Here is a 21,719-nt window from a genome sequence, read left to right on the forward strand (position 1 = left end):
ACGGCTCACCGCACGCATGTTACGGACGCGGATCAGTCCGCCTCCACGGTGACGGAGAAGGAGAAGCGGTCGCCGCGGTAGTGGATGCGGGCCACGTCCACCACCCGGCCGCTCTCGTCGTAGGTGACGCCGGTGTAGTGCAGGATCGGGCTGAGCAGCGGCACCTGGAGCAGCTCGGCCGTCTCCGGGTCGGCCAGCCGCGCCTGGACGGTGTCGGTGATGCGGCTGATCCGCACCCCCACGGCGTCGCGCAGCACCTTCGTCATGGGCCAGCGCTCCAGGTCCTCCAGGTCGATGCGGCCGGCCAGTTCGGGGCGGACGAGGTTCTCCGCCCAGTTGGTCGGCTCGCCCGTCTCCCGGTCGCGGCGCAGCCGCCGGTAGGCCACCGCCTCGGTGAGGTCGGGGAAGTACTCGGCCAGTTCCCCGGGGACCGGTCCGGTGCCGTGTCCCAGCAGCACCGTCTCCTCGCCCGACTGCTGGGCCACGATGGCGTCCACCGAGCCGAGCAGCCGCACGGGGGACCCGCTGCGGGCGCTCGGCTCGATGAAGGTGCCGCGCCGCCGGTGCCGGGAGATCAGCCCCTCGTTCTCCAGCTCCTTGAGCGCCTGGCGCATGGTCAGCACGCTGACGCCGTAGTGCTCGGCGAGCCGCTCCTCGGTGGGCAGGCGCAGGGGCGCGCCGGGGGAGCGGCCGAGTATCGAGGCGCGCAGGGACTGCGAGACCTGATACCACAGCGGCAGTTTGCGGTTCAGCGCGAGCGAGTCGGGAGCGAAGGTGGTCAAGGCGGCCTCCGGACGGCCAGGCTGGGTTGCCGGGTGTTGCCGGGCCGCCGCGTCACGGTGCCGTGACGCGGCGGCGGTGCGGCGGTACGTCGTGGGTCACGGTACGCGCCATCGCCTCCGGATGCGGGCCCCTCACTCCCGGAAGTGGCGCTCCAGGCCCTGCCACACGTCGTCGTAGTCGCGCTGGAGGTGCCCGGCGTCGCGTGCCTGGGCGGTCAGCGTCACCGGCCAGCGGGTCTCGAACATGAAGGCCAGTCCGTCGTCCACCTTCTGCGGGACCAGCTCGGCGGCGCTGGCCCGGTCGAAGGTCTCGCGGTCCGGACCGTGGGCGGACATCATGTTGTGCAGCGATCCGCCGCCGGGGACGAAGCCGCCGGGGCCGGCCGTCTTGGCGTCGTAGGCGCCCTCGATCAGGCCCATGTACTCGCTCATCACGTTGCGGTGGAAGTACGGCGGCCGGAAGGTGTCCTCCCCGACCAGCCAGCGCGGGGCGAAGACCACGAAGTCCACGCCCGCCAGGCCCGGGGTGTCCGACGGCGAGGTGAGGACGGTGAAGATCGACGGGTCGGGGTGGTCGTAGCTGATGCTGCCGATCACGTTGAAGCGGCGCAGGTCGTAGACGTAGGGCACCAGGTTGCCGTGCCAGGCGACGACGTCGAGGGGTGAGTGGTCGTAGGTGGCCGTCCACAGGCCGCCGCAGAACTTGTTGACCACCTCCACCGGGCCCTCCACGTCCTCGTACGCGGCGGTGGGGGCGAGGAAGTCGCGGGGGTTGGCCAGGCCGTTGGCGCCGATGGGGCCGAGGTCGGGCAGGACGAAGGGGCGGCCCATGTTCTCGCAGACGTAGCCGCGCACCACGGCGTCCAGCGGCTCGACGCGGAAGCGGACCCCGCGCGGGATCAGCGCGATGTGGCCCGGCTCGGCGCGCAGCAGGCCGAACTCGGTGCGCAGCAGCAGGCCGCCGCGCTCGGGCACGATCAGCAGCTCGCCGTCTGCGGAGCTGAACACCCGGCGTTCCATGGGGGCGTTGGCTGCGTACAGGTGGATGGCCACGCCCTCGCGCCGGGCGGCGTCGCCGTTGCCGCCCAGGGTCCACAGCCCGTCCAGGAAGTCGGTGCCGGGGGCGGGGTCGGGCAGCGGGTCCCAGCGCAGCCGGTTGGGGTCGGGCTCGGTCTCGGTGAAGGGGGCGCCGCGCAGGGAGCCGCCGTCGGCGCGGACGAAGCGGGGGTGGGCGGCGGAGGGGCGGACGCGGTACAGCCACGAGCGGCGGTTGTGGGCGCGCGGCTCGGTGAAGGCGGTGCCGCTGAGCTGCTCGGCGTAGAGCCCCAGGGGGGCGCGCTGGGGGGAGTTGCGGCCGACCGGGAGCGCTCCCGGAACGGCTTCGGAGGCGTGTTCGTTGCCGAAGCCGGAGGAGTACGCCAGCCCCTCCGCGGTCTTGCGCGCCTGCTCGAAACCGCTTGTGGTGCCACTCATCGCAACGCTCCCGGTGCTCAGGGTTTCCTGTTGTCAACCATAGGAATTCGGGGGTCCGCACGTCAACGGCGAGCCTTGGACGGGTGTGCCGCCGTTTCGGCTCCCACCCCTGGGCGACCGGGGGGCGGCGGGGCTAAGGTTCCCTTACCGGCCGGTCGGTATGGAGCCGCCGGACCGCACCGCCCACCCGGACGCCGCTCATCAGGGGGACCGATGCCGGAGAGTGTCACCACGCAGTCGAACGCGGAGCCCGGCCCCGCCGCGGGCCCCGGCGCCCGCACCGCTCTGCGGATCTGCCCGCTGTGCGAGGCCACCTGCGGACTGGTCGTCACGATCGCACCGGACGACGGCGGACGGGAGCGGATCACCGCGGCCCGCGGCGACCGCGACGACGTCTTCAGCCGCGGCTTCGTCTGCCCCAAGGGCGCCCTCTTCGGTGAACTGGACGCCGACCCCCACCGCCTCGTCCGCCCCCTGGTCCGACGCGACGGCGAACTGTGCGAGGCGAGCTGGGAGGAGGCGTTCGCGGCGGTCGCCGAGGGACTGGGCCGCGTCCTGGAGGACGGCGATCCCCGGGCCGTCGCCCTCTTCCTGGGCAACCCCAACGTCCACACCGTCGCCGGCGCCCTCTACCCGCCCCTGCTGGTCAAGACGCTACGCACCCCCAACGTCTTCACCGCCTCCACCCTCGACCAGATGCCCAAGCACGCCTCCAGCGGGCTGCTCTACGGCGACCCCCTGGCCATCCCCGTCCCCGACCTGGACCGCACCGACCATCTGCTGGTCGTCGGCGCCAACCCGCTGGAGTCCAACGGCAGTCTGTGCACCGCCCCCGACTTCCCCGGCCGGCTCAGGGCCCTGCGCAGGCGCGGCGGCACCCTCACCGTCGTCGACCCGCGCCGCACCCGCACCGCGCGCCTGGCCGACCGGCACGTGGCCGTACGGCCCGGCGGGGACGCCCTGCTGCTGATGGCGATGGTCCAGGTCCTCTTCGCCGAGGAACTGGTCGACACCGGTGCGGCCGGGGAGCACCTCGGCGGTGTGGAGGACGTGGCCCGGCTGGCGGGCGACTTCACCCCCGAGGCCGTCTCCGGCGCCTGCGGCGTCGAGCCGGAGGTCATCCGCACCCTCGCCCGCGAACTGGCCGCCGCCGAGCGCGCCGCGGTCTACGGCCGCATCGGCAGCACCACCGTGGAGTTCGGCACCACGGCCAGCTGGCTGGTGGACGTCCTCAACGCGCTGACCGGCAACCTCGACCGGCCCGGCGGCGCGATGTTCCCGCTGTCGGCCACCGCCCGCGCCCCCCGCCCGCCCGCCCCGGGCCGGGGCTTCGCCACCGGCCGCAGACACAGCCGGGTCAGTGGGCACCCGGAGGTCAAGGGGGAGTTCCCGGCCGCCGCGCTGGCCGAGGAGATCGACACCCCGGGCGAGGGGCGGGTACGGGCGCTGGTCTGCGTCGCCGGCAACCCGGTGCTCTCCGCCCCCGACGGCGCCCGGCTCGAACGCGCCCTGGCCGGGCTGGACTTCATGGTCAGCGTCGACCCGTACCTCAACGAGACCTCCCGCCACGCCCATGTGGTGCTGCCGCCGCCCCCGCCCTCCCGCTCCCCGCACTTCGACTTCAGCTTCAACGCCCTGGCCGTCCGCAACCAGGCGCGCTACACCCGGCCCGTGATCCCCCTGGGGGAGGGGGAGACGAGCGAGAGCGCGATCCTGGCCCGGCTGGTGCTGTGCGCCTCCGGCGCGCCCGGCGCCGACCCGGAGTCGGTCGACGCCATGGTCGTCGAGCACACCCTGTCCGCCGCCGTCGCCGACCCGCTCTCCCCCGTCCACGGCCGGGACACCGGAGAGCTGACCCGCCTGCTGAGCGGGGAGAGCGGCCCCGAGCGGCGGCTGGACATGATGCTGCGGCTGGGCCCCTACGGTGACGGCTTCGGCGCCGACCCCGGCGGCCTGACCCTGGCGAAGCTGCTGGAGCACCCCCACGGCGTCGATCTGGGCCCGCTGCGCCCCCGTCTGCCCGAGGTGCTGCGCACCCCCTCCGGCAAGGTCGAGCTGTGCCCGGAGCCGATCGCCGCCGACATACCGCGGCTGCGCCGCTTCCTGGCAGACCGCCAGGGGGAGCCCGGTGCCCCGGTGCTGGTCGGCCGCCGCCATCTGCGCTCCAACAACAGCTGGATGCACAACGTCCCCGGCCTGAAGGGCGGAAGCAACCGCTGCACCCTCCACGTCCACCCCGCCGACGCCGCCCGGCTCGGTCTGGCCGACGGCTCCCTCGCCGAGATCGCCGGCGACGGGGGCGCGGTACGGGCGCCGGTGGAGGTGACCGAAGAGGTGGCCCCGGGGGTCGTCAGCCTGCCGCACGGCTGGGGCCACGACCGGCCCGGCACCCGTGTGCCGGTGGCCTCCGCCGAGCCCGGGGCCAACGTCAACCAGCTCCTGGACGGGCGGCTGCTCGACCCGCTGTCGGGGACCGCCGTGCTCAACGGGTTCCCGGTCCGGGTGGCTCCCGCCGCGGCGCCCACCGGAGAGGCCGCCGGGGAGACCGCTGCGGAGTCCGGATCGGCCTCCCCGGCTTCCGCCGGATCCCCCGCCCAGTCCTCCGTGTGATCCACGGCATGCGCCGTCCTGCTGACACCCCAAACTAGCGCCGCTAGTTTGGGGTCATGCAGGCACACAACGGCATGTACATCGACGGAGAGTGGCGCCCCGCCGCGGGCACGGAGACGATCGAGGTCGTCGATCCGGCCACCGAGGAGATCATCGGCACCGTCCCGGCGGGCACCGCCGAGGACGTCGACGCGGCCGTGGCGGCGGCCCGCGCGGCCCTGCCCGGCTGGGCCGCCACACCGCCCGCCGAGCGCGCGGCGCGGCTCGGTGCGCTGCACGACGCCCTGGCCGCCCGCCGCGAGGCGATCGCGGCCACCGTCACCGCGGAGCTGGGCGCCCCGCTGGCCTTCTCGCAGGCCGTCCACGCCGATCTGCCCATCACGGTCGCCGGGACGTACGCCGGGCTCGCCGCCGAGCACCCCTTCGAGGAGAGGCTGGGCAACTCCCGCGTACTGCACGAGCCGGTCGGCGTCGTCGGCGCCATCACCCCCTGGAACTACCCGCTGCACCAGGTCGTCGCCAAGGTGGCCCCGGCCCTGGCGGCCGGCTGCACGGTGGTCCTCAAGCCCGCCGAGGACACACCGCTGGTCGCACGGCTGTTCGCCGAGGCCGTGGCCGAGGCGGGGGTGCCCGCCGGGGTGTTCAACCTCGTCACCGGGCGCGGCCCGGTCGCCGGGCAGGCGCTGGCCGAGCACGACGGCGTGGACATGGTCTCCTTCACCGGCTCCACCGCCGTCGGCCGCCGCATCGGCGCGATCGCCGGCGGCGCGGTCAAGCGGGTCGCGCTGGAGCTGGGCGGCAAGTCCGCCAACGTCATCCTGCCCGGCGCGGACCTGGTGAAGGCCGTGAAGATCGGCGTGGGCAACGTGATGGCCAACGCCGGCCAGACGTGCAGCGCCTGGACCCGCATGCTGGTCCACGCCGACCGGTACGACGAGGCCGTGGAGATCGCCGCCGCCGCGGCGGCCAAGTACACCCCCGGCGACCCCACCGACCCCGCCACGCGCCTGGGCCCGGTGGTCAACGCCGGGCAGCGCGAGCGCGTCACCGGCTACATCCGCACCGGCGTCGAGGAGGGCGCGACCCTCGTCGCGGGCGGCGCGGACGCACCCGAGGGGATGGAACGCGGCTACTACGTGCGCCCCACCGTCTTCGCCGGCGTCACCCCCGGTATGACCATCGCCCGCGAGGAGATCTTCGGCCCGGTCCTGAGCATCCTGCGCTACGAGGACGCCGACGACGCCGCCCGGATCGCCAACGACTCCGCCTACGGGCTGTCGGGCGCGGTGTGGGCCGCCGACGACGAGACGGCCACCGCCTTCGCCCGCCGCCTGCAGACCGGCCAGGTGGACGTCAACGGCGGCCGGTTCAACCCGCTTGCCCCCTTCGGCGGCTACAAGCAGTCCGGCGTGGGCAGGGAACTGGGCCCGCAGGGTCTGACCGAGTACCTCCAGACCAAGTCCCTGCAGTTCTGAGCACCTTCCCCGCCCGCCCGGCCCCACCGCAAGCAGCCCGTCCGCCCGAGGACGCGAGAGGAGACGCCACGTGGTCCGCGCCGTAGTCCTGCCCGCCGCCCAAGCCCCGCTGGAACTGGGGGAGATCGACCTGCCGGAGCCCGGCCCCGGCCGGGTGAGGGTCCGCCTCGCCGCCGCCGGGGTCTGCCACTCCGACCTGTCGCTGTCCAACGGCACCCTGCGCCAGCCCGTGCCCGCCGTCCTCGGCCACGAGGGCGCGGGCACCGTGACCGCCGTGGGCGAGGGCGTCACGGCCGTCGCCCCCGGCGACGAGGTCGTCCTCAACTGGGCTCCCTCCTGCGGGAGCTGCCACTTCTGCGCGAGGCTGGGCGAGCCGTGGCTGTGCACCGAGGCCAACGCGGCCAGCGGCGTCCCCTACGCCCGCTCCGCCGACGGCCGCGACCTGTACCCGGGCCTGGGCACGGCCGCGTTCGCCGAGGAGACGGTCGTCGCCGAGCGCGGTGTGCTGCCGCTGCCCGCCGGCGTACCGCTGACCGACGCGGCCCTGCTGGGCTGCGCGGTCCTGACCGGCTACGGCGCGGTCAACCACAGCGTCCGCCTGCGCGAGGGCGAGTCGCTGGCCGTCTTCGGCGTCGGCGGGGTCGGTCTGGCCGTGATCCAGGCGGCGCGGATCGCGGGCGCGGAGCGGATCGTCGCCGTGGACGTCTCCCCGGGCAAGGAGGAACTGGCGCGCCGCGCCGGGGCCACCGACTTCCTGATCGCCTCCGACACCACGGCCAAGGAGATCCGGAAGATCACCGGTGGGCTGGGCGCGGACGCCGCCGTCGAGTGCGTCGGCCGTGCGGAGACCATCCGCGCCGCCTGGTCCTCCACCCGGCGCGGCGGCCGCACCTCGGTGGTGGGCATCGGCGGCAAGGACAGCCAGGTCTCCTTCTCTCCGCTGGAGATCTTCCACTTCGCCCGCACCCTGTCCGGCTGCGTCTACGGCAACTGCGACCCCGTGCGCGACCTGCCGGTCCTCGCCGAGCACGTCCGCTCCGGGCGGCTGGACCTGGGCGCGCTGGTCACCGACCGGATCGGCCTGGCCGACGTGCCCGCGGCCTTCGAGGCCATGCTCGCCGGACGCGGCGGCCGGGCGCTGGTGGTCTTCTAACCCGTTAACCCGTCCGCTCCTCGCCGTCCTCCGCCTCCCGGGCCCGCTCCTGGTCCGGGAAGCGGAGCGCCAGCCCGTCGACGAGGGCGCGCAGGCCCGTCTCGAAGGCGCCCTCGTCGACGCGCTGCTGGTGCTCGGCCAGCAGGTGGGCCTGGTCCAGGTGCGGGTAGTCGCGCTCGTACAGCGCCGCGTCGTCGACGAAGCCGCGGGCGAAGGAGCCCAGCGCGGAGCCGGCCACGAAGTACCGCATCAGCGCGCCGATGCGGGTGGCGTGGGCGCGCGGCCATCCGGCGTCGAGCATCGCGCCGTAGACCGCGTCGGCCATCCGCAGCTGGCTCGGGCGCCGGCCCGGTCCCTGCGCCAGGTACGGGACGATGTTCGGGTGCGCGCTGAGCGCCGCGCGGTAGGAGCGGGCCCAGGCCACCAGCGCCTCGCGCCAGTCGGTGCCGTCCTCGAACATCGACAGGTCGACATCGGCGCACACCGCGTCGGCCACCGCGTCCAGGATCTCGTCCTTGGTGCGGAAGTGGTTGTACAACGACGGGCCGCTGACGCCCAGTTCGGCGGCGAGCCTGCGGGTGGACACCGCGGGCAGGCCCTCGCCGTCCACCAGCGCGAGCGCCGCCGCCACGATCCGCTCGCGGCTCAGCAGGGGGGTACGTGGGCGTGCCACGGATCACATCCTCGGGTCTCGTCCGGTATCTGTGAAGTCGCAACTAGCACTGCTAGTTTATTGGGCATGGATCTGGAGCTGTCTCAGGAGCAGGCTGCCGTACGGCAGCTCGCCAAGGAGTTCGTCGACCGGGAGATCGTCCCGCACGCCGCCGAGTGGGACCGCGCCGAGAGCATCGACCGGTCCGTGGTGAAGTCCCTGGGCGACCTGGGCTTCCTGGGCCTGACCATCGACGAGGAGTACGGCGGCTCCGGCGGCGACCACCTGGCGTACTGCCTGGTCACCGAGGAGCTCGGACGCGGGGACTCCGCCGTGCGCGGGGTGCTGTCGGTCTCCCTCGGCCTGGTCGCCAAGTCGATCGCGGCCTGGGGGAGCGAGGAGCAGAAGCGGCGGTGGCTGCCGGCCCTGTGCGCCGGCGAGGCGATCGGCTGCTTCGGCCTGACCGAGCCGGGCACCGGCTCCGACGCCGCGGGCCTCACCACCCGGGCCCGCCGCGACGGCGGTGACGGCGGCGACTGGATCATCGACGGCACCAAGATGTTCATCACCAACGGCACCTGGGCCGACGTGGTGCTGCTCTTCGCCCGTACCGGCACCGAGCCCGGCCACCGGGGGATCACCGCCTTCCTCGTCCCCACCGACACCCCGGGTCTGACCCGCCGGGAGATCCACGGCAAGCTCGGCCTGCGCGGCCAGGCCACCGCCGAGCTGGTGCTCGACGGCGTCCGCGTCCCCGACGACTGCCGCGTCGCCCAGGAGGGCAAGGGATTCTCCGTCGCCATGTCCGCCCTCGCCAAGGGGCGCATGTCGGTGGCGGCCGGCTGCGTCGGCATCGCCCAGGCGGCGCTGGACGCGGCCGTCTCCTACGCCACCGAGCGCGAGCAGTTCGGCAAGCCCATCGCCGGCCACCAGCTCGTCCAGGAGCTGATCAGCGACATCTCCGTGGACGTCGACGCCGCCCGGCTGCTGACCTGGCGCGTGGCCGACCACATAGACCGGGGCCTGCCCTTCGCCACCGAATCCTCCGTCGCCAAGCTCTACGCCTCCGAGGCCGCGGTACGCGCCGCCAACAACGCCCTCCAGGTCTTCGGCGGCTACGGCTACATCGACGAGTACCCCGTCGGCAAGCTGCTGCGCGACGCCCGCGTGATGACCCTGTACGAGGGCACCAGCCAGATCCACAAGCTGCTCATCGGCCGCTCGCTGACCGGGGTGTCGGCGTTCTGACGGCCGCCGCGGCGCCCGCTCCCCGGGCGGCCGCCGCCTAAGCGGCTGCTCAGCAACCGTTGTATGGTGTTCGCCCGGCGGGACGAACGGGCGAGGTGCTGATGGCTGCGGAGACGGGAGCGGAGTCCGTGGAGGCTGCGGAGTCCGCGGACGCCGCGGACGCCGTGAAAGAGACCCGGGGCGACGCGGACGGTGCCGGGGGGCCGGACGACTCCTGGGGCGAGGTGGCCCCCGACGCCGCCCGTCGGCTGCTGCTGGCGGCGGTCGAGGCCTTCGCCGAGCGGGGCTTCCACGCCACCACCACCCGGGACATCGCCTCCCGCGCCGGAATGAGCCCCGCCGCCCTCTACATCCACTACCGCACCAAGGAAGAACTGCTCTACCAGATCAGCCGGGTCGGCCACGAGCGCTCGGTGCGCATCCTCACCGAGGCCGGCAACAGCGCCGTGACCCCCGCCGACCGGCTCGCCGCCGCGGTGCGGGCCTTCGTCCGCTGGCACGCCGAGCGCCACACCACGGCCCGGGTGGTGCAGTACGAGCTGAACGCGCTGGCCGAGGAGCACTACGCCGAGATCGTCGCCCTGCGGCGGCGCAGCGAGGAGATCCTGCGCGGAATCCTGGAGGACGGGGTGGCCGCCGGGGACTTCACCGTCCCCGACATCCGGGGCACGGCGCTGGCCGTGCTCTCGCTCTGCATCGACGTCGCCCGCTGGTTCCGCTCCGGCGGCACGCGCACCCCCGAGGAGATCGGCGAGCTCTACGCAGGACTGGTGCTGAGGATGGTCGGCGCCCCGGCCGCCCCCGCAGCGGAAACCGCCGACGGGGCCGACCGGGGCGCGTGAGCCCCGCGGGCCGCGGGCGTCAGAGGTAGTAGCGGACGACGCTCTCCGCGACGCACACCGGCTTCTCCCCGCCCTCCCGCTCGATCGTCACCAGCGAGGTGAGCTGGGCGCAGCCCTCGCCCACCTCGGAGACCTCGGTGATCCGCGCGGTCGCGCGCACCCGCGAACCGACCGGCACGGGGGAGGGGAAGCGGACCTTGTTCACGCCGTAGTTGATGCCCATGCGCACGCCCTCGACGCGGATCAGCTGCGGCACCAGCACCGGCAGCAGCGAGAGCGTCAGGTAGCCGTGCGCGATGGTCGTGCCGAACGGGCCGGCGGCGGCCTTCTCCGGATCGACGTGGATCCACTGGTGGTCGCCGGTCGCGTCCGCGAACAGGTCGATCCGCTTCTGGTCGACCTCCAGCCAGTCACTGGTGCCCAGCTCCTCGCCGACCGCAGCCCGCAGCTCGTCGACCGATGTGAAAATCCGGGGCTCCGCCATCGAAGCTCGCCTCCCCAACCGTGCGTGGTGTCAGTGGTGTCCGTGGTGTCGGCACACGCTACTAAGCGCTTGCTCAGCATGGTCGGGGGCATCGGACATGTCAACGGGCGGCCCCGCCTCCTTCCCGTACGCCCCGCCCGCCCGCCCGCGACGCGTCACGGCGGGCCCCGGGAGATCCGGGACCCGCCGTGACGCGTCATGCTCCACCAGGGCCGCCCGAGCCGGACGCGGTCTCGGCCGTCAGCCGCTGACCGCCATCCTCCCCGCGCGACCGTGCGCCACCGCTCCCGGCCGCCGGGCCAGCAGGGCCTGCTCGGCGCTGTGCATCGCCTGCGCCGCACGCCGCGCCTCACGCGCCTCCGCCTCGGCGACCAGCCGCCGCAGCACCTCCGCCAGCGGGGCGGGCGGCGCGGCGCCGGGGTCCTCGACGGGCAGCAGCCCGCGACCGCCCCAGCAGCGGCGGTGCCAGGCGTCGCCCGGCGGCTGCCGGACGCCGACGTGCTTCTGCTCCCTGCGCCGCCGCGCGAAGTCGCGCTCGTACGCCAGCCACACCTCCCGGGCCTCCTCCAACTCCTCCAGGGCGGCCACCAGCCGCTCCGGATCGGGGCTGCGGTCGTCGGGGGAGATGCCCGCGCGGGCGCACAGATGGTGCCAGGTGGCGCGGTGCCCGTACGGGGCGAAGCGCTCCAGGCACTTGCGCAGGGCCTGCCTGCGCTGGGACGGGTCTCTCTCGGGATCACGGACCTGTTCTGCCAGGGCATTGAAACCGGCCAACGCGTACCACCTCCGACGTAAGTGACCACAGCCGTCATCGTTGGGACGTACCGGACCCTCCAATGGATCCGTGTGCCCCCGAATCTTCCGATGCCACATACCGACTGGTTAGTCTGTGCAGGAAACCCGTGAATCGCCGGCCGCGGCCCCGATACGGCACGACGAGGCCCCGGCACGGCCCCCACGAGGCCACCGCCGGCGACCGGAACGAGACGAAGGGTGGGCACATGGAGAACCTGCGGGACGCGGGCGTCGTGGTGACCGGGGCGGGCGGCGGCATCGGAGCCGCCCTCGCCCGCGCCTTCACGGCGCGCGGCGCCAGGGTCGTCGTCAACGACCTCGACGCCGGCAAGGCCGAGGCCGTCGCGCGGGAGATCGGCGCCACGGCGGTGCCCGGCGATGCCTCGGACATCGTCGCCGCCGCCCGCGAGGCCCTCGGCGGCGGCATCGACGTCTTCTGCGCCAACGCCGGCATCGCCCCCGCCGGAGGTCCCGAGGCCGAAGACGCCGTCTGGGACGCCGCCTGGGACGTCAACGTCATGGCCCACGTCCGGGCGGCGCGCGAACTGCTGCCCGAGTGGCTGGAGCGCGGCCGCGGCCGCTTCGTCGCCACCGTCTCGGCCGCCGGGATGCTCACCATGGTCGGCTCCGCGCCCTACAGCGTCTCCAAGCACGCCGCCCTCGCCTTCGCCGAGTGGCTGTCGGTCACCTACCGCCACCGCGGGATCGACGTCCACGCCGTGTGCCCGCAGGGCGTGCGCACCGACATGCTCGCCTCCGCCTCCACCGCCGGCGACCTGGTGCTCAGCCCCACGGCCATCGAGCCGGAGGACGTCGCCCGCGCCACGCTGGAGGCCGTCGACGCCGGGCGCTTCCTGGTCCTGCCGCACCCGGAGGTCGGCCGCTACGCCGTCGCGCGGGCGTCCGACACCGACAAGTGGCTGGACGGCATGAATCATGTGCAGCGGAAGCTGGAGACAATCCAGCGGGACCAGCAGGTCCGGTAAGGCCACCGAAAGCAGGAGGAACCGCCATGACGAGCCCGGCGAACCAGCGGCAGGACGACGCCCCCACCCAGCCTGTCCCGCAGCGGCTGCTGGCCGCCGCCACCCGGCTGTTCGCCGACCGCGGCTACGACCGCACCTCCGTCCAGGAGATCGTCGAGGCGGCGGGCGTCACCAAGGGCGCCCTCTACCACTACTTCGGCTCCAAGGACGATCTGCTGCACGAGATCTACGGCCGGGTGCTGCGCCTGCAGCAGGAACGGCTGGACGCCTTCGCCTCCTCCGACGCGCCCGTGGAGCAGAGACTGCGCGACGCCGCCGCCGACGTCGTCGTCACCACCATCGACAACCTCGACGACGCCTCGATCTTCTTCCGCTCCATGCACCAGCTCAGCGAGGACAAGCAGAAGCAGGTGCGGGCAGAGCGCCGCCGCTACCACGAGCGGTTCCGCGCCCTGATCGAGGAGGGGCAGAAGGCGGGGGTGTTCTCCACCGCCACCCCGGCCGACCTGGTGGTGGACTACCACTTCGGCTCCGTCCACCACCTCAGCACCTGGTACCGGCCCGGCGGGCGCATGACCCCGCAGGAGGTCGCCGACCACCTGGCGGACCTGCTGCTGCGGGCCCTGCGGCCGTAGGCCCCCGCGAGCCCGGCGCGCCGGCGCCCTCGCGGAGCACCCGAAGAACCCGGCACGACCCACAACCCACGATTCCGGACCCACGACCCACGACCCCACACGGTCCACGACCAGGGCGGAGGCCTCAGGTGAAGGCATGGCGCGTCCATGAGAACGGCGAACCGCGCGATGTGATGCGGCTGGAGGAGGTCCCGGACCCCGAGCCGGGCCCCGGCCGCCTCCTGCTGCGCGTACGGGCGGCGAACGTCAACTTCCCCGACGCGCTGCTGTGCCGCGGCCACTACCAGGTACGGCCCCCGCTGCCCTTCACCCCCGGCGTGGAGCTGTGCGGTGAGGTCGTGGCGGCCGGCGAGGGCACGGCAACCGCCGCCGGCACCCGGGTCATCGCCCAGCCCGACCTCCCCCACGGCGCCCTCGCCGAACTGGTGGCGGTCGACGAGGCCCGCTGCGCCCCGGCGCCGAAGGCGCTGGACGACGCCGAGGCCGCCGCCCTCCACATCGGCTACCAGACCGGCTGGTTCGGCCTCCACCGCCGCGCCCGCCTCCAGGCCGGCGAGACGCTGCTGGTCCACGCCGCCGCCGGGGGAGTGGGCAGCGCCGCCGTCCAGCTCGGCAGGGCGGCGGGCGCGAAGGTGATCGGCGTCGTCGGAGGCCCCGGGAAGGCGGCGGTGGCGAAGGAGCTGGGCTGCGACACGGTGATCGACCGGCGCGCGGTCGACGGCGTGAAGGGCCTGGCCGAGGCGGTCAAGGAGGCCACCGGCGGCCGCGGCGCGGACGTCGTCTACGACCCCGTGGGCGGCGACGCGTACACCGCATCCACCAAGTGCGTCGCCTTCGAGGGCCGGATCGTGGTCGTCGGCTTCGCGAGCGGCACCATCCCCGCACCCGGTCTCAACCACGCCCTGGTGAAGAACTACGCCATCCTCGGCCTGCACTGGGGCCTGTACAACACCCACGCCCCGGCCGCCGTCCGCGCCTGTCACGATGAGTTGACCGCGCTCGCCGAGCGGGGCGCGGTCAAGCCGCTGGTGAGCGAGCGCGTACCGATGGAGGGCGCGGCCGACGCCGTCCAGCGCGTCGCCGACGGCACCACCACCGGCCGCGTCGTCATCCAGCCCTGAGCCCCTCCGGTCCGCCCGCCGGCGCCGTGTGCCCCCGGACCGCCCAGCGGTCCGGGGGCACACGGCGGTCTCGGTCAGTCCCGGGAGGCGTCCTTGGGCCACAGCACCCGGACGGGGACGCCGGTGCGGCGGGCGTAGGCCACCACATCCGCCGTGCCACCGTAGCCGCGCGCCGGTTTCCCGTCCCAGACGGCGAGCAGCCGGTCGACCAGGCCGACGAGGATCTCGCTGCCCGCCTGGTGGGCGTGGGAGCCGGACTCGACCAGCCCGGTGCGGTGCACCTCGGCCGCGCTCCCCAGCAGGCCGTCGTACGTCGGGTGGTGCCACTCGGGCAGATCGTCGCGGTACTGCTCAGCGGGCAGGACGGCCTCGACGCGCCCGCCATGGTCGAGTACGTCTTGGGCGAACCACGCGTCCGGTCCGTCCGCCAGGCAAGACACTCCTACCAGCTCACCCGGCGGGTACTGCCGCACCTCTGCCTCCAGCATGGCCAGTACAGCCCCTATGACGGCCGTACGGAACGAGTGCTCGGCGATTGTCTCGGGATCCTTGACTCCGACGATCCACCAACCGCTTCGCTTGCCGCGCTTGAGGGCGCCCATCTCCATCAGATAGCTGACGGTCCCCTTGGCGCCCTGCTCGTCAGTCATGCGGACACTCCCTTCACCGTGGTCGTCGATGTTCGGGCACTCTTTCTCCTCCTTTCGGTGCGTGGGCCGTCGCCTCATGCACCGCCGGCATCGCGCCCTGTGTTCCTGGGTGTGACGGGAAAGGGTGAATACGGCGTCAAAGTATGCTCCAGCGCAGTTGGCTATCCGATCCCCGCAGTCCCACGATGCGGCGCTCCACCTCCGCCAGGGAGCCGGGGGTGTGGGCCGCCTTGCGGGCGTTGGTGGTGACCATCCTCAGCTCACGGATGTCACGCAGGACCGGATAGCCGGACCAGCCCGTGACGTCGTAGCCATAGGCCCGGGCGAACTGCTCGTAGTGCTCGGTACCGTGGCCGAAGCGGCGGCAGTGGATCTCGATGGTCGTCAGATCCCACTCCGGCTGACCCCAGGCCACGGTGTCCCAGTCGCACAGCACGGCGCGATCGCCGTCGTACAGGGCGTTGCGGTGCTGAGGGTCACCCTGGAGAACGGCCTCGGGCAGTTCGTATGTGAGGTCGGTGAGTTGCTTCTCCAGCCTGTCCACCCGCCGGGAGAGGAAGCGGACGGATTCCTGCGGCAGCGAGGTGATCACCGCGAGGGAGGCCCGGATCGCCGACACGTTGTCCAGCGGCCTGAGCCGGAACGGCGGGGCGGGCAGTCGGTGCAGGGCACGCAGCGGCCCGGCAATGCGGCCTGCGGTCATCGGCTTGTCGGGCTGGGGAAGGTACGTCCAGAAGGTGACCGGGTGGCCGTCGATGACGACCGGCTGATCCGGGCCCGGATACAGCGGGACGGTCGGGAAGTCCCGCTCCATCAGCCACCGGACGAAGCGGACGGTGCGCTCGACCCCGGCCGGGTGCGAGCCCCGCCGCGCGATCTTGACGACGACGGGCGCGTGGGCGAGGCGTACGACGGCATTGGTGTGGCCGCGCAGCAGCACCGCGCCGGTGCCGTCCAGCCCGGCCGTCTCACAGGCGCGTTCCAGAACGTGTCGCAGCTCGGATTCGGCGAACCCACCGTGGCGGGGCAGCGGTGCAGTCATGGACCAAGGCTGGCCGACGACGCGCACGCCTGTCACACCGTCCCCGGAGGAAGCGCCAGGATCTCGCCCAGTTCCCGCACGGCTCGGGCGGACCTCATCGAGGGTGGCAGCGCCTCGATGACGTGCCGTGCGCGTGCTCCCAGGATCGTCGTCCGATGGGCCGGGGACGCCTGAAGGTAGGCCGCGCCCGCCAGTCTGCACGCTTCGGTCAGGTTCCTTTCCTGGGCGAGGCAGATGGCCTGTTCCAGTCTGAGCAGCGCGGGGTCGATGCCGCTGTGGCTCGGATACAGGGACAGTGCCCGCTGCTGAACTTCACGGGCCTGGCGGCTGCGGCCGAGGAAGGTGTGCACACCGCTGAGGTAGAGCAGCAGCCGGCGCTCGGGAAAGGCGAAGGCGTCCTCCACCGGTCCGTGCTCGCACCTCTCGAACACACCGCGCGCGTTGCGAAGCGCCTCTTCCGCTCCCGGGGTATCGCCCTGCCTGGCGAGTGCGCGTGCCTCGGCGGCTGCGGCGAAGGCACCCGTGGCGCTGAAGCGGTGGCGCAGCAGCAGGCGGGCTTCCCGGGCCAGCGAGATCGCGGATTCCAACGGGCCGTAGTAGTACGGCAGCATCGCCGCCTGAGCACGCACCCTGGCGCGGATCTCGACGTTCCCGCTGTCGTCCGCCGCCGTACGGGCCGTGGCGTACCACGCGCGGGACTGCCTGAGGCGGCCGAGCTTCATCAGGCAGTCGGCGACGAGAGTCGCCAGGAGTGCGATCGTCTCCGACAGCCGCACCTGCGCTGCGGCCGGCTGCCGTTCGGCCGCCAGCGTCCGGACTTCTTCGAGGTCCGCGAGCAGTACACCCAGCATCGCCTCCGGCGGCGTGGAGATGTACTGCGTACGCAGCCACAACAACCGCTCGTCCAACAGGTCGAGCTGGCCGTTGCTCACGCTGGTGGACGCCAGCGTCCTGTCGACGGACCGGCGTACCGCCCCCGCCATGCGTTCGATGGGATCAGCCGGGAGATCGGTGATCGTGTCGCCTTCCGAACGGTCGGCGGAAAGGCCTCTCACCGCGTTCTCCTGAACGTACCCCGATGGCGAACGGGGAATCGGGACCTCCAACTGAGAGGAGCGGCGGTAATCCCCGACCAGACCGATGCCCTGGGAGTCGGTCCGGTACAGACGGCAGAGAAGATCCACCGTCGTTGCCCTGGGACGGCGATCCGCACGCTTCTCCCACAGGGCGAGCTGGTCCTCATCCACTTTCGGTGGCGAGGTCACGCCCGCCTCGGAGCACATGCGGTGGAATTCGTCCACGGCGGTGCCCAGCGTCCAACCACGGGCCAGCCGGTGCGCCCGCAGCCTGCTCACTCCGCAGCAGCTGTGGATGGCGTCCACCGTCCGCTCGACAGGCCACTGTTCGGCGGTCGCGTGCTCCCGCCAGCGCTTGGCGCAGGAGGGGCGGTGTTGTTCCGACAAACTCCCACCTCCGTCTCACCCGAACAGTCATCGAGCGTAGTGATCGACTCCACGATCCGTGACGGAGATCCGTGACTTCTCACGGGTTTGCCCCGGCCAACCGAGAAAAGCCACGGGTTGGGCACCATCCGTGGTTTCTCCGGGTTGTTCGCCTCCACGGCCGAGACGAACCTGGCACGCCTCGCCTCGCCTCGCGGAAAAACGGAGGCTCCGCCCCGGGCGATGCACTTTCTCAGAGAGGGGCGAGCAGGAGTGCGGTTCTCCGACGAAGGCAGGAAACAGTGCGTCCACACCTCGACACCGCTCACCCGACGGCTTGGAGTGCGGCCAAAGCGCGGCGCCTCTTCGTCTGTTCTTCCGCACAGATGCGCGAGGCGCTGCCCCGCGCCGCTGCCGTCCGGCCGGGTGTGTGGTGCGAGGCGGTCGTCGCCGCCGAGAGCGAACCGGGCGCGGAGGAGCGGCGCGGAGCGTACGCCGCCGCGTCGCCGGAGGCGGCGATCCGCTGGCTGCGGGTCGGGGCGCGGGCGGTGGCGTCGTCGCTGGGACCGTTGCAGGCCGGGTACGTGCTGGACCACTGGGTGCACGGGCCCGGCTCGCTCCAGGACTACGTCCGGCTGTGCCGAGGCCGCCTTTGCGCGCTGACCGTCTACCGGGACGGGCACCGTCTGACCTGGCGGGCCCGCCCGGTGCGGTTCGTGCACCTGGCGGCGGTCAACGGCGGACGGCCGTGCGCCGCCGCCGCGCAGGCAGGGGAGGTGCGGTGGCCGTGAACGCGCAGCCTCAGAGCCGGCCGGACGTGGTGCCGTACATCACCGCCTGGAGTGGCGAGCAGCGCCTCACGCCTGCGGTGATCGCCACCGCGCGAGGCATCGCCTACCCCGACGAGGTGCCTCTCGACCGCGACACCGACGGCGCGCTGTGGGTACGCCGCGCCCTGCGTCCGGGCCGGGGCAGGCCGCGCTACTCCCGCGTTCATCCCCAGCGGCAGCGCCGGGCTATGGCCCGGCTGCTGTGCCAGATCTGCGGATCTCCGGCCGATTGCGACGAGCGCGGGGTGCTGTGGCTGCTGGAGGACCACCGCACCGACTGGGCCGGCTGGCCGGAGGGCCTGGTCACCGTCCATCCGCCCGTCTGCCTGCCCTGCGCCCCGAAGGCAGCCGGGCTCTGCCCCCACTTGCGCGGCACCGGAGCGGTGGCGGTCCGCGTCAGCGCCTCCGTACTCGACGGCGTCCACGGCCAGACCTACCGCCTCCACAACGGCCGCCTCGTCCCCGACCGGCAGGCCATCGTCCTGTACGAGCAATCCGAGATCCGCTGGACACTGGCCGCCCAGGCCGCCCGCACCCTCACCGGCTGCACCCTGGCCGATCTCCACACCGGGCGGCCCCTGTGAAGCAGCCCGGGTCCTTCCGAGAGACGCACGTATCCGAGCCGTTCTGCCACCAGGACGTACACCGACTACCGCGAGATGTTCAGGCCGACCCCGGACTCCGCCCCCTTGTGCCCGTCTCTCGTCTTTACCGGTGCGAGGCCGTCGCCTCCACCCCCGACGACGGACGCACCTTCCCCCTCGGCACCCACACGGCCGGCTCACCCCGCCTGGCCCTGCGCCGGCTCCGCACCCGGGCCCGCCACATCAGCGACCAGCTCGACCCACCAGCCGCCCGACCCCTCCTGGCCTGGCTCCACGACCACCAGGCTCACGAACACGCGTTAGCCGTCCTCGCCTCCGGCACGCCCTACACCCACACGGTCTACGACGACGCCGTCCGCTACCTGCTCACCGCCCGACCCACCACAAGGCTCCGCCCATGACCCACGACCGCGCCGCCGACAACGAGCAGCTGTACCGCTACGAGATCACCGCAGCCCTGAACGCCGTGGTCCGCGCCTGCCAGGTCATCGTCACCGAGCACAGCCACCGCGGCTTCTGGACCCCCAAGACCAGCACCGAACCGACTCCCACGCACCAAGACCTCATCGAGGCCGCCCGCCGGGATGTGCTCAACCGCCTCCAGACGGTCATCCACTGCGCCGAGACGGTCGCCTACGCCATCGAGCAGGACCGCCAACGCCGGGCCGACAAGCCGGCCGGGCAGTGACAACTCCCCCAACAACAGAGCCGTACGTCGGCGATACGGTACCGCCACGGGCGCTCCGCTCATGGAGGGCCGCACCAGCGGTTTTCCCCAGGTGGCGGACTGCTGCGGAAGTAGGGGGTGGCGTGCGAGACCTGTTCGACGATCCCAGATGGGCGTCCCTCCTCGCTTTCCTCTGGTTCTGGACGGCGGCAAGCACCGGAAGCCAGTTGTGGGTTCGGGCCGGGGCCGCTTTCCTCTCCGGGATCTGGGCCGGAGTCGCCGTCGGAAGCATCGTCAAACGGAGGTGAGAACGCTCTCCTTCACCCTCCGGTGCCGACGAGTGACATCACGAGGCATCGCGACAGCAGGCGGCTCAGGGGTCTTTCAGTTCGGTCCGGCGGCATCGACCTGCGCGCCACCGGATGGGTGTGGGCGTGCCGCGCGTGTCTCGCACGCGGAAACCGTGGAGTTCGACGGTGTCCGCGTCGGTGAGGAGGAGTGAGGGGGGTGGGTGCGGAGCCATTCGGTGTCCCGGGCCCGTGGGAGCCGGGGACGCCTGTCCGGCCACCCCCCTTGGCCGCCGCGCTCCTCACCGAGAGCGTCGAACCGGCTCATTCCTGCGCAGGAAGCTAGCAGTCGTCACCGACAGCGCTGCTCGAAAGGCAGGGGGAGCGCCAGGACGCGACGTGTACGCGCCTGCCCCGCCACGAACCCCGGTCCACATCGGTGACTCCTCCCAGGAAGGGGAGTCATCCCCGTCCGGACTCCGCAAGGCGGTTGAAGCCGGCGAGGCGGGGCGAGACGGTGAAGGGGAAGGACTCGCCGCCGGGGGTCTTGAGGGCCGCGACGATGTCGTGGTCCGGTTCGCCGAACACCTCGAAGTGCTGCACGGTGCAGTGCTCCATCACCTCGCGGATGTACGGGTCCGACAGCCGCCAGTGGGTGCGGACGGCGTCGGAGTCGCGGTAGAGCTGGAAGCTGTGCGCCAGCATCCGCTCCTCGTCGATGAAGACCTCCACCATGAGCTGGGGGCCGTGCTCCCGGGCGAACGCCACCGCCTGTGCGATGGCGCGGCGGAAGCCGTCGAGATGGCCGTCGGTGATGCGCATGGTGTTGCGGAAGAGGATGGTGCCGCTGTCCGTGGTATCCATGTGACCGAGTTTCATATCTCAAGCGAGGTTGAGGTCAAGGACGCAGTCCGGCCGGGGTACCGACGCCGGTACCGAGGTCGTCGGTGAATCCCCGGTGGTCCGCCTCCTGCTTCCTCGTGCCGCTTCCGGCGCGCGAGGACCGTCATCCGGCGGCCTGGTACGTCGGTGGCTGTCAGACTCGTTCCGTGCGGGCGATCATCGAGGACATGGCGGGCCGTCTGGCCGAGGTGCCGGGCGTGGTCGGGGTGATGCTCGGCGGCAGCCGGGCCCGCGGGGAGCACCGGCCCGGATCGGACTGGGACCTCGGCGTCTACTACCGGGGCGAGCTCGATCTCGCCGCGTTGCGCGCGCTGGCCGGTCCCGGCGTGGAGGTGGCCGGCCCGGGCGGCTGGGGGCCCTGGGTGAACGGCGGTGCGTGGCTGCGGGTCGACGGTGTGGCGGTGGACTGGATCCTGCGGGACCTGGACCGGGTCGAGCGGGTGTGGGCGGACTGCCGCGAGGGCCGGTACGAAGTGGGCGTACAGGCGGGGCATCCGCTCGGATTCTGGTCGCCGTGCTACGCGGGCGAGGTGGCGCTCGGTCGGGTACTGGCCGACCCGTCCGGCGAGTTGGCGGATCTTCGGCGCAGGACCGCGGTCTACCCCGAGCCGCTGCGGGAGGCGTTGACGGCGGGAGCCTGGGAGGCGGAGTTCCTGGTCGGTGCCGCGGCGAAGGGCGCGGCAGGGGCGGACACGCTCTACGTCTCGCTCTGCCTGTCCCGGGCGGTCGGTGTGCTGGTGCAGGCGGTGTTCGCCGAGGACCGGCGCTGGTGCCTCAACGAGAAGGGCGCGCTGGCCGTCGCCGAGACGCTGCCGGCCGCGCCGGCCGGCTTCGGCCCGCGAGTCCGCCGCCTGCTGGGGGCGCCCGGCGAGACGTCGGAGTCGCTGGCGGCGACGGTGGCCGAGGCGCGGGCACTGGTCGGGGAGACCATCGCCGCGCTGAGGAACCGCACCGGGTGACAGCGCCTGCCCCGAGCCGGGGCCCGTGCGCCGCGGTGCCGGCTCGGGGTGCGCAAGGCCCTGCCGGCGGCCCTGAGC

The 21,719-nt window shown here is 73.0% G+C and carries 22 protein-coding genes; 13 read left to right on the forward strand and 9 right to left on the reverse strand.

What is annotated here, in order from left to right:
* Nucleotides 1-32: 32 nt before the first annotated feature.
* Nucleotides 33-782, reverse strand: a complete 750-nt coding sequence (locus BMY40_RS24195; protein WP_093662903.1) for a GntR family transcriptional regulator — start codon at nucleotides 780-782, stop codon at nucleotides 33-35.
* A 132-nt stretch (nucleotides 783-914) separates the two neighbouring features.
* Entirely contained in the window at nucleotides 915-2,255 is a 1,341-nt protein-coding gene (gene hmgA / locus BMY40_RS24200) for a homogentisate 1,2-dioxygenase (protein ID WP_093662904.1), read from the reverse strand.
* 213 nt (nucleotides 2,256-2,468) lie between these two features.
* On the opposite strand from hmgA, the gene BMY40_RS24205 reads away from it, so the two are divergent.
* From BMY40_RS24205 to BMY40_RS24215, 3 genes are all read left to right on the forward strand, one after another.
* Complete coding sequence (locus BMY40_RS24205) at nucleotides 2,469-4,865, forward strand: molybdopterin-dependent oxidoreductase (protein WP_093662905.1); 2,397 nt, start codon at nucleotides 2,469-2,471, stop codon at nucleotides 4,863-4,865.
* A gap of 56 nt (nucleotides 4,866-4,921) precedes the next feature.
* Nucleotides 4,922-6,340: an aldehyde dehydrogenase family protein gene (locus tag BMY40_RS24210; RefSeq protein WP_093662906.1), complete on the forward strand. Its 1,419-nt coding sequence runs from the start codon at nucleotides 4,922-4,924 to the stop codon at nucleotides 6,338-6,340.
* A 70-nt stretch (nucleotides 6,341-6,410) separates the two neighbouring features.
* On the forward strand, nucleotides 6,411-7,493 hold the full coding sequence (locus BMY40_RS24215) for a Zn-dependent alcohol dehydrogenase (RefSeq protein ID WP_093662907.1): 1,083 nt from the start codon (nucleotides 6,411-6,413) through the stop codon (nucleotides 7,491-7,493).
* Nucleotides 7,494-7,497: 4 nt separating this feature from the next.
* On the opposite strand, the gene BMY40_RS24220 is transcribed toward BMY40_RS24215, so the two are convergent.
* Nucleotides 7,498-8,166, reverse strand: coding sequence for a TetR/AcrR family transcriptional regulator (locus tag BMY40_RS24220; protein ID WP_093662908.1), 669 nt, complete (start codon nucleotides 8,164-8,166; stop codon nucleotides 7,498-7,500).
* 66 nt (nucleotides 8,167-8,232) lie between these two features.
* Between BMY40_RS24220 and BMY40_RS24225 the strand changes: the two genes are divergently transcribed.
* Together BMY40_RS24225 and BMY40_RS24230 are read left to right on the forward strand one after the other, a co-directional pair.
* Nucleotides 8,233-9,393 carry an acyl-CoA dehydrogenase family protein gene (locus tag BMY40_RS24225; protein ID WP_093662909.1) on the forward strand — a complete coding sequence of 387 codons (1,161 nt, stop codon included), beginning with the start codon at nucleotides 8,233-8,235 and terminating at the stop codon, nucleotides 9,391-9,393.
* Nucleotides 9,394-9,494: 101 nt separating this feature from the next.
* Nucleotides 9,495-10,235 (forward strand): TetR/AcrR family transcriptional regulator, encoded by a 741-nt coding sequence (locus tag BMY40_RS24230; RefSeq protein ID WP_093662948.1) that lies wholly within the window; start codon nucleotides 9,495-9,497, stop codon nucleotides 10,233-10,235.
* Between the two features lie 19 nt (nucleotides 10,236-10,254).
* Here the strand turns inward: BMY40_RS24230 and BMY40_RS24235 are convergent, their stop codons facing one another.
* Nucleotides 10,255-10,719, reverse strand: coding sequence for a MaoC family dehydratase (locus BMY40_RS24235; protein ID WP_093662910.1), 465 nt, complete (start codon nucleotides 10,717-10,719; stop codon nucleotides 10,255-10,257).
* A 240-nt stretch (nucleotides 10,720-10,959) separates the two neighbouring features.
* Nucleotides 10,960-11,493, reverse strand: a complete 534-nt coding sequence (locus BMY40_RS24240; RefSeq protein WP_245770295.1) for a hypothetical protein — start codon at nucleotides 11,491-11,493, stop codon at nucleotides 10,960-10,962.
* Between the two features lie 227 nt (nucleotides 11,494-11,720).
* Here BMY40_RS24240 and BMY40_RS24245 point away from each other — a divergent pair, with 227 nt between their 5' ends.
* The 3 genes from BMY40_RS24245 (at nucleotide 11,721) to BMY40_RS24255 (ending at nucleotide 14,256) form a co-directional block, all read left to right on the forward strand.
* On the forward strand, nucleotides 11,721-12,500 hold the full coding sequence (locus tag BMY40_RS24245; protein WP_093662911.1) for an SDR family oxidoreductase: 780 nt from the start codon (nucleotides 11,721-11,723) through the stop codon (nucleotides 12,498-12,500).
* Between the two features lie 26 nt (nucleotides 12,501-12,526).
* On the forward strand, nucleotides 12,527-13,135 hold the full coding sequence (locus BMY40_RS24250) for a TetR/AcrR family transcriptional regulator (protein WP_093662912.1): 609 nt from the start codon (nucleotides 12,527-12,529) through the stop codon (nucleotides 13,133-13,135).
* Nucleotides 13,136-13,263: 128 nt separating this feature from the next.
* Nucleotides 13,264-14,256, forward strand: a complete 993-nt coding sequence (locus tag BMY40_RS24255) for an NADPH:quinone oxidoreductase family protein (protein ID WP_093662913.1) — start codon at nucleotides 13,264-13,266, stop codon at nucleotides 14,254-14,256.
* A 74-nt stretch (nucleotides 14,257-14,330) separates the two neighbouring features.
* Here the strand turns inward: BMY40_RS24255 and BMY40_RS24260 are convergent, their stop codons facing one another.
* From BMY40_RS24260 to BMY40_RS24270, 3 genes are all read right to left on the reverse strand, one after another.
* Entirely contained in the window at nucleotides 14,331-14,906 is a 576-nt protein-coding gene (locus tag BMY40_RS24260; RefSeq protein WP_177214115.1) for an HD domain-containing protein, read from the reverse strand.
* A gap of 136 nt (nucleotides 14,907-15,042) precedes the next feature.
* The gene (locus BMY40_RS24265) at nucleotides 15,043-15,948 is read right to left on the reverse strand and encodes an aminoglycoside phosphotransferase family protein (RefSeq protein ID WP_093662914.1); all 906 of its coding nucleotides are present in this window, start codon (nucleotides 15,946-15,948) and stop codon (nucleotides 15,043-15,045) included.
* A gap of 32 nt (nucleotides 15,949-15,980) precedes the next feature.
* On the reverse strand, nucleotides 15,981-17,411 hold the full coding sequence (locus BMY40_RS24270; protein WP_093662915.1) for an NsdA family TPR-like regulatory protein: 1,431 nt from the start codon (nucleotides 17,409-17,411) through the stop codon (nucleotides 15,981-15,983).
* Between the two features lie 365 nt (nucleotides 17,412-17,776).
* On the opposite strand from BMY40_RS24270, the gene BMY40_RS24275 reads away from it, so the two are divergent.
* From BMY40_RS24275 to BMY40_RS24290, 4 genes are all read left to right on the forward strand, one after another.
* A complete protein-coding gene (locus tag BMY40_RS24275) occupies nucleotides 17,777-18,181 on the forward strand; it encodes a hypothetical protein (protein WP_093662916.1) in 405 nt (134 codons plus the stop codon).
* Nucleotides 18,178-18,804 (forward strand): hypothetical protein, encoded by a 627-nt coding sequence (locus BMY40_RS24280; protein ID WP_093662950.1) that lies wholly within the window; start codon nucleotides 18,178-18,180, stop codon nucleotides 18,802-18,804. Before BMY40_RS24275 ends, BMY40_RS24280 begins: the two co-directional genes overlap by 4 nt.
* Before the next feature lie 107 nt (nucleotides 18,805-18,911).
* Nucleotides 18,912-19,226 (forward strand): hypothetical protein, encoded by a 315-nt coding sequence (locus tag BMY40_RS24285; protein ID WP_093662917.1) that lies wholly within the window; start codon nucleotides 18,912-18,914, stop codon nucleotides 19,224-19,226.
* On the forward strand, nucleotides 19,223-19,513 hold the full coding sequence (locus BMY40_RS24290; RefSeq protein WP_093662918.1) for a hypothetical protein: 291 nt from the start codon (nucleotides 19,223-19,225) through the stop codon (nucleotides 19,511-19,513). The genes BMY40_RS24285 and BMY40_RS24290 overlap by 4 nt, the downstream gene beginning before the upstream one ends.
* 728 nt (nucleotides 19,514-20,241) lie before the next feature.
* Here the strand turns inward: BMY40_RS24290 and BMY40_RS24295 are convergent.
* Nucleotides 20,242-20,643, reverse strand: a complete 402-nt coding sequence (locus BMY40_RS24295) for a hypothetical protein (protein WP_093662919.1) — start codon at nucleotides 20,641-20,643, stop codon at nucleotides 20,242-20,244.
* A 206-nt stretch (nucleotides 20,644-20,849) separates the two neighbouring features.
* Between BMY40_RS24295 and BMY40_RS24300 the strand changes: the two genes are divergently transcribed.
* The gene (locus tag BMY40_RS24300) at nucleotides 20,850-21,641 is read left to right on the forward strand and encodes a nucleotidyltransferase domain-containing protein (protein WP_093662951.1); all 792 of its coding nucleotides are present in this window, start codon (nucleotides 20,850-20,852) and stop codon (nucleotides 21,639-21,641) included.
* Nucleotides 21,642-21,719: the final 78 nt, after the last annotated feature.

Source organism: Streptomyces radiopugnans, from assembly GCF_900110735.1.
Classification (GTDB): domain Bacteria; phylum Actinomycetota; class Actinomycetes; order Streptomycetales; family Streptomycetaceae; genus Streptomyces; species Streptomyces radiopugnans.

Excerpts from the sequence above, each read along its gene's own strand:
- BMY40_RS24245 (WP_093662911.1), top strand. The coding sequence starts at position 11,721 with ATGGAGAACCTGCGGGACGCGGGCGTCGTGGTGACCGGGGCGGGCGGC.
- BMY40_RS24210 (WP_093662906.1), top strand. The coding sequence starts at position 4,922 with ATGCAGGCACACAACGGCATGTACATCGACGGAGAGTGGCGCCCCGCC.
- BMY40_RS24260 (WP_177214115.1), bottom strand. The coding sequence starts at position 14,906 with ATGACTGACGAGCAGGGCGCCAAGGGGACCGTCAGCTATCTGATGGAG.
- BMY40_RS24290 (WP_093662918.1), top strand. The coding sequence starts at position 19,223 with ATGACCCACGACCGCGCCGCCGACAACGAGCAGCTGTACCGCTACGAG.
- BMY40_RS24250 (WP_093662912.1), top strand. The coding sequence starts at position 12,527 with ATGACGAGCCCGGCGAACCAGCGGCAGGACGACGCCCCCACCCAGCCT.
- BMY40_RS24235 (WP_093662910.1), bottom strand. The coding sequence starts at position 10,719 with ATGGCGGAGCCCCGGATTTTCACATCGGTCGACGAGCTGCGGGCTGCG.
- BMY40_RS24275 (WP_093662916.1), top strand. The coding sequence starts at position 17,777 with ATGCGCGAGGCGCTGCCCCGCGCCGCTGCCGTCCGGCCGGGTGTGTGG.
- hmgA (WP_093662904.1), bottom strand. The coding sequence starts at position 2,255 with ATGAGTGGCACCACAAGCGGTTTCGAGCAGGCGCGCAAGACCGCGGAG.
- BMY40_RS24225 (WP_093662909.1), top strand. The coding sequence starts at position 8,233 with ATGGATCTGGAGCTGTCTCAGGAGCAGGCTGCCGTACGGCAGCTCGCC.
- BMY40_RS24300 (WP_093662951.1), top strand. The coding sequence starts at position 20,850 with ATGGCGGGCCGTCTGGCCGAGGTGCCGGGCGTGGTCGGGGTGATGCTC.
- BMY40_RS24230 (WP_093662948.1), top strand. The coding sequence starts at position 9,495 with ATGGCTGCGGAGACGGGAGCGGAGTCCGTGGAGGCTGCGGAGTCCGCG.
- BMY40_RS24295 (WP_093662919.1), bottom strand. The coding sequence starts at position 20,643 with ATGGATACCACGGACAGCGGCACCATCCTCTTCCGCAACACCATGCGC.
- BMY40_RS24205 (WP_093662905.1), top strand. The coding sequence starts at position 2,469 with ATGCCGGAGAGTGTCACCACGCAGTCGAACGCGGAGCCCGGCCCCGCC.
- BMY40_RS24265 (WP_093662914.1), bottom strand. The coding sequence starts at position 15,948 with ATGACTGCACCGCTGCCCCGCCACGGTGGGTTCGCCGAATCCGAGCTG.